This is a genomic window from Streptomyces sp. UH6, from assembly GCF_013421635.1.
Lineage (GTDB): Bacteria > Actinomycetota > Actinomycetes > Streptomycetales > Streptomycetaceae > Streptomyces > Streptomyces abyssomicinicus.
Genome location: NZ_JACADT010000138.1, coordinates 1 through 9,025, shown reverse-complemented (window position 1 = coordinate 9,025; position 9,025 = coordinate 1). Strand labels below are relative to the sequence as shown.

At 71.9% G+C, this 9,025-nt stretch carries 11 protein-coding genes and 1 pseudogene; 6 read left to right on the top strand and 6 right to left on the bottom strand.

Translation table 11 applies throughout. The features are described from left to right. Positions 1-73: 73 nt before the first annotated feature. From HW445_RS10355 to HW445_RS10340, 4 genes are all read right to left on the bottom strand, one after another. Positions 74-760, bottom strand: a complete 687-nt coding sequence (locus HW445_RS10355) for a DUF4166 domain-containing protein (RefSeq protein WP_180220733.1) — start codon at positions 758-760, stop codon at positions 74-76. Then, a complete protein-coding gene (locus HW445_RS10350) occupies positions 757-1,557 on the bottom strand; it encodes a hypothetical protein (protein WP_180220732.1) in 801 nt (266 codons plus the stop codon). Before HW445_RS10350 ends, HW445_RS10355 begins: the two co-directional genes overlap by 4 nt. 247 nt (positions 1,558-1,804) lie before the next feature. Continuing rightward, positions 1,805-2,101 (bottom strand): MTH1187 family thiamine-binding protein, encoded by a 297-nt coding sequence (locus HW445_RS10345; protein ID WP_180220731.1) that lies wholly within the window; start codon positions 2,099-2,101, stop codon positions 1,805-1,807. Next, on the bottom strand, positions 2,098-2,451 hold the full coding sequence (locus tag HW445_RS10340; protein WP_180220730.1) for a DUF3817 domain-containing protein: 354 nt from the start codon (positions 2,449-2,451) through the stop codon (positions 2,098-2,100). Before HW445_RS10340 ends, HW445_RS10345 begins: the two co-directional genes overlap by 4 nt. A gap of 204 nt (positions 2,452-2,655) precedes the next feature. Here HW445_RS10340 and HW445_RS10335 point away from each other — a divergent pair, with 204 nt between their 5' ends. The 4 genes from HW445_RS10335 (at position 2,656) to HW445_RS10320 (ending at position 5,263) form a co-directional block, all read left to right on the top strand. Beyond that, complete coding sequence (locus HW445_RS10335) at positions 2,656-3,288, top strand: AIM24 family protein (protein ID WP_180220735.1); 633 nt, start codon at positions 2,656-2,658, stop codon at positions 3,286-3,288. Continuing rightward, complete coding sequence (locus HW445_RS10330; protein WP_180220729.1) at positions 3,288-3,938, top strand: AIM24 family protein; 651 nt, start codon at positions 3,288-3,290, stop codon at positions 3,936-3,938. Before HW445_RS10335 ends, HW445_RS10330 begins: the two co-directional genes overlap by 1 nt. Next, positions 3,935-4,723, top strand: a complete 789-nt coding sequence (locus HW445_RS10325; RefSeq protein ID WP_308798799.1) for an AIM24 family protein — start codon at positions 3,935-3,937, stop codon at positions 4,721-4,723. Before HW445_RS10330 ends, HW445_RS10325 begins: the two co-directional genes overlap by 4 nt. A gap of 63 nt (positions 4,724-4,786) precedes the next feature. Further along, a complete protein-coding gene (locus tag HW445_RS10320) occupies positions 4,787-5,263 on the top strand; it encodes a MarR family winged helix-turn-helix transcriptional regulator (RefSeq protein ID WP_180220728.1) in 477 nt (158 codons plus the stop codon). A 115-nt stretch (positions 5,264-5,378) separates the two neighbouring features. Here HW445_RS10320 and meaB read toward each other — a convergent pair whose 3' ends face one another. Both meaB and HW445_RS10310 read right to left on the bottom strand, forming a co-directional pair. Next, entirely contained in the window at positions 5,379-6,335 is a 957-nt protein-coding gene (gene meaB, locus HW445_RS10315; protein ID WP_180220727.1) for a methylmalonyl Co-A mutase-associated GTPase MeaB, read from the bottom strand. Positions 6,336-6,401: 66 nt separating this feature from the next. Continuing rightward, entirely contained in the window at positions 6,402-7,616 is a 1,215-nt protein-coding gene (locus tag HW445_RS10310) for an acetyl-CoA C-acetyltransferase (RefSeq protein ID WP_180220726.1), read from the bottom strand. Positions 7,617-7,762: 146 nt separating this feature from the next. On the opposite strand from HW445_RS10310, the gene mce reads away from it, so the two are divergent. Continuing rightward, positions 7,763-8,203 carry a methylmalonyl-CoA epimerase gene (gene mce, locus HW445_RS10305; protein WP_151771202.1) on the top strand — a complete coding sequence of 147 codons (441 nt, stop codon included), beginning with the start codon at positions 7,763-7,765 and terminating at the stop codon, positions 8,201-8,203. Between the two features lie 229 nt (positions 8,204-8,432). Then, a pseudogene (locus HW445_RS10300) lies at positions 8,433-9,025 on the top strand (hypothetical protein); the annotation flags it as partial.

Below are 9,025 nucleotides of genomic sequence, written 5' to 3'. Positions count from 1 at the left end.
CCGTCGCCGTCGTGGTCTCCGTCGCGGTCGTCGTCGTGGTCGCCGTCGCGGTCGCCGTCCGTGCCGGAGGCGCTCACGCCCGGGCCTCCTCTCGCACCGGCCGCAGCCCGGGGCGGACACCGAGGCGGGCGGCGTCCGTGTGGACGGTGGTGAAGGAGCCGTCGTAGCCGAAGAGCGGCCCGAAGTACCGGTTGACCACGCGGACCCGGATGCGGAAGCGCCCGGTCTCCTCGTCGAACGCCTCCCGCACCTCCGCTTCGCCGCCGACGAGCTCGGGCACCCGGACGTCCACCGGTCCCTCCCGGAAGCGGTGCACGCCGGAGCGGATGACCAGTTCCCCCCGCTCACCGGCGGCGAGGTGCAGGTCGCTGGCGAGGTGCTGGTGGGTGCCGAGGTAGTCGAGGATCCGGTCGCCCCGCGGCGCGAGCACCATCTGCGCGTCGAACCGGCGGGGACCGCCCGGCAGGTGGAAGGTGCGCACGAAGGTGACCGTCTCCCGGCCGAAGGAGTCGGCGTAGGGGACGTTCTCGATGACGAACGGCACGTCGCGCCCCTCCTCGGGCACCAGGATGTTGCGGGTGGCGCCGAGCGCCAGGAACGGCCGGACGAAGCCGCGTCCGTGCCAGACGCGGTCCATCACCCCGGTGCCGGTGCACGCCTCACCGCTCTCCAGACCGACGGAGAAGCGGCGGCGCAGTTCGGGGTGGAGCCGGCCGAAGTCGGCGCCCATCACCCGGCGGAAGATCGATCCTCGCGTCATGCCCCGGACCCCTCCGCGCAGACGAGGGCGGGGGTTCCCCCCGCCCGGGCTCCGTCGAGGGACGGGAGCAGGGGCGCGCGGACCCGCAGGGGCGGGGTGCGCAGGCAGCGGCGGGCGGCCGGGGTGCCGGGCAGCGGGGTCTTGATCAGGGCGAGCGTGACGGCGAGCGCGGCCACCAGCGGCAGGGCGAAGACGGCCTCGGGGCCGAGCGGGCCGACGACCTCGGCGATCTGCAGCGGACCGGCCAGGAGCAGGAAGCAGGAGACGGCGATCACCAGCGCGCGCACCGTCATCTCGGCGATCCAGTGCAGCAGGGCCCGCTCCGGGGTGATGCCTCGCTCCAGCCAGAGGCGGAGCCGGTCGAACGACCAGGCGGTGGCCCAGCCCATCAGCGGGCGGAACACCAGCCGGTCGAGCACGGCCCCGGGGCGTCCCCAGCGGGGGCGGTAGTCGTAGCCGGTGAGGAAGCGCACCCCGTCGCCGTCCGGGACGTAGCGCCAGTAGCCGCTGCCCTCGACGAGCGGGGAGAGCGGGTGCGGGCAGTCGAAACGGAGGGCGGAGGTCCGGGTGCCGTCGGGGCGTTCCCGCTCCCCCGCCGAGACGCCGGTGCCGGCCACGGTGAACCCCGGCAGCACCCGGGTGGCGTAGCGGAAGCGGACCGGGGCGTCCTCGGGGCCGGGCAGCGGCTGGATCTCGGTGAAGCGCAGGTCCCATCGCTGGTGGCAGGCCGCGTCCTGGGTACGCAGCCACAGCTCCTCGAGATCCGCCCTTACCTTGGCCTCCACATAGATTCCCACCCTGAACCCCCCGTTCCGGCAGCGCAGTTGAGCGAACGCTCAAACTCCGAGGCTCGAAACGTACACCTGTTTGAGCAGTCGCTCAATACGGGGGACGAGGGCGGGGGGAACGACGGCGAGAACCGGCCACGACGAACCGGCGGCGGCAGGCCGGCGAGGACGAACCGGCGACGGCACGACGGAGCCCCGGCCCGCATCGGACCGGGGCTCCCCCTGTGGGCGGCGAGGGCGTGCGCGCGCCGCGAGATCACTCCGCGGCGAGATACCGCTCCACGGTCTCCACCTTGGAGGTCAGTCCGTCCCGCACCCCGGGCCGGATGTCCGCCTTCAGCACCACCGAGACGCGCGGGGCCCGCGCCTCCACGGCCGCGACGGCGCGCTTGACCACGTCCATGACCTCGTCCCACTCACCTTCGAGGGAGGTGAACATGGCGTCGGTGCGATGGGGCAGACCGGACTCGCGGACCACACGGACGGCGTCGGCGACGTACTCGCCGACGTCCTCGCCCACGCCGAGCGGGGTCACGGAGAAGGCGACGATCATGCGGTGGCCGTCCCCTTCGCCATCTCCTTGCGCGCCCGGGCGGCGATCACCGCGTCCTCGGTCTCCCGCCGCAGACGGCGCTCGGCGTAGAAGCCGCCGAACGGCAGCACGCCGAGCACGAAGTACAGCGCGCCGGTCTTCAGCGACCACTTGGCCCGGTACCACGCGTCCACCCAGAACACGACGTACAGGATCCACAGCACGGCGTGGACCGCGCCCATCACCGGTACGGCGTTAAACTCGGTGGTGCGCTTGAGCACCGAACACACCAGCAGGAGGATGAACGACACGGCCTCGGGCGCCGACACCAGGCGGAGGCGGCGGAGGGCGGCAGCGGTCTGGAGTTCCACGGGTCACCTTCGGTCGGAGGAACGTCACACTTTGTGAAAACACGCACAAGCGCGCCTGGCTCATTGTGGCATCCCCCGGACAGCCCAACGGGCGCGGGTCTCGCGGAGTTCCCTTTCCGTCCCCTAAGGGGATTTTCAGGGCCACACATCCCCTTCGGCCCCTGTCCACCGAGCCCCGCCGGCGGATACGGTCGCAGGGTGGCGATGTTCCGACTTCAGGGAAGCAAGGTGCTCGCCGTCGAGATGACCGGGGACTCCGTGCGGGCCAAGAACGGGTCGATGGTCGCCTACGACGGGGAGATGGCCTTCAAGAAGCTCAGCGGCGGGGGCGAGGGCCTGCGCGGCATGGTCACCCGGCGCCTCACCGGCGAGCAGATGACACTGATGGAGGTGAAGGGGCGGGGAACCTGCTGGTTCGCCGACCGCGCCTCCGAGATCAACCTGGTCGGCCTCCAGGGCGACACGCTCCACGTGGAGGCGAGCAACCTGCTCGCCACCGACGCCGGCCTGCGCACCGGCACCACCTTCACCGGCCTGCGCGGCGCCTCCCAGGGCAACGGGCTGTTCACCACCACCGTCGAGGGTCACGGGCAGGCCGCCCTGCTCTCCGACGGGCCCGCCGTGGTGCTGCGGGTCTCGCCGCAGTACCCGCTCTCCGTGGACCCGGGCGCGTACGTCGCCCACCAGGGCAACCTGCGCCAGACGCTGCAGTCCGGCGTGACCTTCCGGACGTTCCTCGGCGAGGGCGGCGGCGAGGCCTTCCAGATGCGGTTCGAGGGGGACGGCCTGGTGTACGTGCAGCCGAGCGAGCGCAACACGGTGGCGGGGGACGTCTGATGCCCTTCCGCGAGGTCAACGCGAAGATGGTCGAGGCGACCGTCGGCCCCGGGCAGACCATGTTCAGCCAGCGCGGCGCGATGCTCGCCTACCGGGGCGAGGTCTCCTTCACCCCGAACGTCCAGGGCGGGCAGGGCGGCCTGATGTCGATGATCGGCCGCCGGGTCGCCGACGAGGCGACCCCCCTGATGACGGTCGAGGGCAGCGGCACGGTGTACTTCGGCCACGGCGGTCACCACGTCCACGTCGTGGCGCTCACCGGCGAGACCCTGTACGTCGAGGCGGACCGGCTGCTCGCCTTCGACGGCACCCTCCGCCAGGGCACGATGTTCATGGGCTCGCAGGGCGGCGTGATGGGCATGGTCCGCGGGCAGGTCACCGGCCAGGGCCTGTTCACCACCACCCTGCAGGGCCACGGCTCGGTCGCCGTGATGGCCCACGGCGGGGTCTTCGAGCTCCAGGTGACCCCGCAGCGCCCGGTCCACGTCGACCCGCAGGCCTACGTCGCTCACCGCGGCGACCTGCGCAACAAGCTGTCCACGGCGCTCGGCTGGCGGGACATGGTCGGCCGCGGCTCCGGGGAGGCGTTCCAGCTGGAGCTCAGCGGCAGCGGCACGGTCTACGTCCAGGCCTCGGAGGAGAAGCTGTGACCGTCCAGGTCTTCGACCCCGCCACGCTCCCGGCGGACGACAACGTCAACCCGTACACCTTCTGCGTGGAGCTCAAGGGCTCCCAGTGGTTCCTGCAGAAGGGCAAGATGATCGCCTACTACGGGCAGATCGAGTTCAACGGCATCGGCCACGGGGCGCTGGACCGCTTGGTGCGCACCAGCTTCCACTCCCCGCTGCACGCGGGTGACTGGGTGGTGGCGCAGGGCTCCGGCAAGATGCTGCTGGCCGACCGGGCCTTCGACGTGAACTCCTTCGACCTGGACGACGGCAACCTCACCATCCGGGCCGGCAACCTGCTCGCCTACCAGCCCAGCCTGGCGCTCAAGCAGTCGATCGTGCCCGGCTTCCTGACGCTGATCGGCACCGGGAAGTTCGTCGCCGCCTCCAGCGGGCCGGTGGTCTTCATGGAGCCGCCGCTGCGGGTGGACCCGCAGGCGCTGGTCGGCTGGGCGGACTGCCCGTCCCCCTGCCACCACTACGACCACGGGTACGCCCGGGGCGTGATGGGCGGACTGCGGGCGCTGACCGGCATCGGCGGCTCCAGCGGCGAGGAGCACCAGTTCGAGTTCGTCGGGGCCGGCACGGTGCTGCTCCAGTCCAGCGAGGCGCTGATGCCGGAGCAGGCGACGGGAGCGGTGCCGCACGAGCCGGGTGTACCGGGCGGGGGTCCGGGGCACGCGTCCGGGGGGCACGGGCCCCTCGGGTCGGGCATGCCGCGGATGCCGGGGCAGCTCGGCGACCTCCAGCGGCGGTTCGGGCTGTGAGGTTCGCCCCGGTTGCCCCCACCCAGTAGTCCAGATTTCAACATCTTAGGTAGACTTGCCCGCATGGAGAGCGAGACGGACACGAGGTGGCTGACGGCCGAGGAGCAGTGCGCGTGGCGCACCCATCTTGAGGTCAACAGGCTGTTGACGCACCAGCTGGAGCGCGACCTCCAGCCGTTCGGCCTGACCATGAACGACTACGAGATCCTGGTGAACCTCTCCGAGGCGGAGGGGCGCCGGCTGCGGATGAGCGACCTGGCGGCGGCGACGTTGCAGTCCAAGAGCCGGCTGTCGCACCAGATCACACGGATGGAGAACGCGGGGCTGGTACGGCGGGAGAACTGCGAGTCCGACCGGCGGGGGCTGTTCGCCGTCCTGACCGACCAGGGCCTGGAGACGATGCGCAAGGTCGCCCCGCACCACGTGGCCTCGGTCCGTCGGCACTTCCTCGGCCTCCTCCCCCCGGAGGCCCTCCACTCCCTCTCGGCGGCCCTCACCCCCATCGCCGACCACCTCCGCGCCCAGCGCACCCGGCCGTAGCCGGCACGGGCGCCCACGAGGCGGCGCGCTGCCCCGTGGGCGCGCGTGCCGCCTCCGTGTTCCCCCCGGCCGCCGCGGGAGCGGGCGGGGGGACACGGAGGCGGCGGGCGCGGGATCAGCGCTGGGTGAGGCCGGCGACCAGTTCGTCGGCGGCGCGGTACGGGTCGAGGTCGCCGGCGACGATCCGCTCGGCGAGCGCACCGAGGCGCCGGTCCCCGTGGAGGTCCCCGATCCGCTCCCGCAACGCGGTGACCGCGATCGTCTCCACCTCCCGCTCCGCCCGGGCGAGCCTGCGCGCCGTCAGCACGCCCCGCTCCTCCATCCACGCCCGGTGCTTCTCCAGGGCCTCGACGACCTCGTCGACCCCCTCGCCCCGGGCGGCGACCGTCTTCACGATCGGCGGCCGCCAGTCCCCCGGCTCACGCGCCTCGCCGAGGCCCAGCATGTGGTTCAGCTCCCGGGCCGTCGCGTCCGCGCCGTCCCGGTCCGCCTTGTTGACGACGTAGACGTCGCCGATCTCCAGGATTCCGGCCTTGGCCGCCTGGATCCCGTCCCCCATGCCCGGCGCCAGCAGCACCATGGATGTGTCGGCCTGCGAGGCGATCTCCACCTCCGACTGCCCGACGCCCACCGTCTCGACCAGGACCACGTCGCACCCGGCCGCGTCCAGCACCCGGATCGCCTGCGGCGCCGCCCAGGCCAGGCCGCCCAGGTGCCCCCGGGTGGCCATGGACCGGATGTACACGCCGGGGTCGGAGGCGTGCTCCGACATCCGCACCCGGTCCCCCAGCAGCGCGCCGCCGGAGAACGGGGAGGACGGGTCGACGGCGAGCACGCCGACCCGCTTCCCCTGCTTGCGGTACGCCGTCACCAGCGCCGAGGTGGACGTCGACTTGCCGACGCCCGGCGACCCCGTCAGCCCGACCACGTAGGCGCCGCCGGTCAGCGGCGCCAGCGCGGCCATCACCTCCCGCAGCTGCGGCGACGCCCCTTCCACCAGGGAGATCAGCCGGGCCACGGCCCGCGGCCGGCCCTCCCGCGCCTGGGCGACCAGCGAGGCGACGTCCTGCATCCAACAGCTCCGTTCAGCAGAGGGGAAAGGGGACCAACGGGTCGGGGAGGCGGCCTCCGGCCGAGGTCAGGCCTTGGGCACGCGCAGGATCAGGGCGTCGCCCTGACCACCGCCGCCGCACAGCGCCGCCGCGCCGACGCCGCCGCCGCGCCGCTTGAGCTCCAGCGCCAAGTGCAGCACGAGCCGGGCGCCGGACATGCCGATCGGGTGACCCAGCGCGATCGCGCCGCCGTTGACGTTCACCTTTTCCGAGGAAACCCCGAGGTCCTTCATTGACTGCACGGCGACCGCCGCGAAGGCCTCGTTGATCTCGATCAGGTCGAGGTCGGAGACCTCCAGCCCGTCCTTCTTCAGCGCGTGCGCGATGGCGTTGGCCGGCTGCGACTGGAGCGAGTTGTCCGGGCCGGCCACGTTGCCGTGCGCGCCGATCTCGGCGATCCACTCCAGGCCCAGCTCCTCGGCCTTGGCCCTGCTCATCACCACGACGGCGGCGGCGCCGTCGGAGATCTGCGAGGACGAGCCCGCCGTGATGGTGCCCTCCTTGGAGAAGGCCGGGCGCAGCTTGCCCAGGGACTCCGCGGTGGTCTCCGCGCGGATGCCCTCGTCCTTGCTGAAGACGACCGGCTCGCCCTTGCGCTGCGGGATCTCCACGGGGGTGATCTCGGCCTCGAAGACGCCGTTCTTCTGCGCGGCCGCGGCCCGCTGGTGCGACAGGGCGGCGATCTCGTCCTGCTCGGCGCGGCCGATGCCCAGGCGGGTGTTGTGCTTCTCGGTGGACTCGCCCATCGCGATGTTCTCGAAGGCGTCGGTGAGCCCGTCGTGGGCCATCGCGTCGAGCATCTGGACCGCGCCGTACTTGAAGCCCTCGCGGGACTTCGGCAGCAGGTGCGGGGCGTTGGTCATCGACTCCTGGCCGCCGGCCACGACGATGTCGAACTCCCCGGCCCGGATCAGCTGGTCGGCCAGGGCGACCGCGTCGAGGCCGGACAGGCAGACCTTGTTGATGGTGAGCGCGGGCACGTTCATCGGGATGCCCGCCTTGACGGCCGCCTGGCGCGCAGGGATCTGGCCCGCACCGGCCTGAAGCACCTGCCCCATGATCACGTACTGCACCTGGTCGCCCCCGATACCCGCACGGTCGAGGGCGGCCTTGATGGCGATGCCGCCGAGGTCGGCACCGGAGAAGTTCTTCAGCGAGCCCAGCAGTCGCCCCATGGGCGTGCGTGCGCCCGCGACGATCACTGTGCTGTTCGTTCCAGCCGCGTTGTTCTTGACCGACATGGAAATGGCGTCCCTTCCGGCCTTCCGGCCGTGGACTTGACGAGGGTTTCTCCGAATGTACTGAGCGGTCGTCGGGGCGTCATCGGGCCATGGGTGTGATCGCGCGCACGTTGCGTAACCGGCCGGTGCGCGCTGCACTGGTCCGCATGCTGACGCGCATCGACCACATCGGAATCGCCTGCTTCGACCTGGACCGGACCGTCGAGTTCTACCGGTCCACCTACGGCTTCGAGGTCTTCCACTCCGAGATCAACGAGGAGCAGGGAGTCCGCGAGGCCATGCTCAAGATCAACGATACGTCGGACGGCGGCGCTTCCTACCTCCAGCTCCTCGAACCGATCCGCGAGGACTCCACCGTCGCCAAGTGGCTCGCCAAGAACGGCGAGGGCGTCCACCACATCGCCTTCGGCACCGCCGACGTCGACGCGGACGCCGCGGACATCAAGGACAAGGGCGTCCGGGTCCTGTACGAGGAGCCGCGACGCGGCTCCATGGGTTCCCGGATCACCTTCCTGCACCCCAAGGACTGCCACGGAGTCCTGACAGAACTGGTCACTTCCGCACCTTCCGAGTCCGCGGACCACTGACCTCCCCCGAAAGGGGCCGGTAGGGTGGGGGCGGTCGTCTCTTCTCCGGGTCTCCTTCGGGTCTCCGTAGGAGTGACGACCGCGGGCCGGGGTCCGGGTATCGGGGGGCGCGCGGGCAGGCAGCAGCCCTTGCCCAGCGAGTCCGACACCATTCCCCGGGGGCCCCGTCCGACCGACTGGACGGAGCTCGTTGACACGCTTGCGACCAGGGGACGGATGGGACCGCGCTGTGCGGGGCTACGAAAGCCAGGAGCGGGAACCGGCGGATGACGTCGACCACCTGACTCGGTTCGAGGCCGAGATGAAGCGGCTGAAGACCGAGCGGGAGAAGGCGATCCAGCACGCCGAGGACCTCGGCTACCAGGTCGAGGTGCTGCGCGCCAAGCTCCACGAGGCGCGCCGCACCCTCATGTTCCGGCCCCCCTTCGAGGGCGGCGACATCGGCTACCACGCCGAACAGCTCCTCCGTAACGCCCAGATGCAGGCCGACCAGCTCCGCCAGGACGCCGAGCGCGAACTGAGCCAGGTCCGCGCCCAGACCCAGCGGATCCTCCAGGAGCACGCCGAACAGGCCGCCCGTCTCCAGGCCGAGCTGCACGCCGAGGCCGTCACCCGCCGCCAGCAGCTCGACCAGGAACTGGCCGAGCGCCGCGCCACCGTCGAGTCGCACGTCAACGAGAACGTCGCCTGGGCCGAGCAGCTGCGCTCCCGCACGGAGCAGCAGGCCCGCCGGCTCCTGGAGGAGTCCCGCGCCGAGGCCGAACAGGCCATGGCCGCCGCCCGCGCCGAGGCCGAGCGACTGGTCACCGAGGCCCGCCAGCG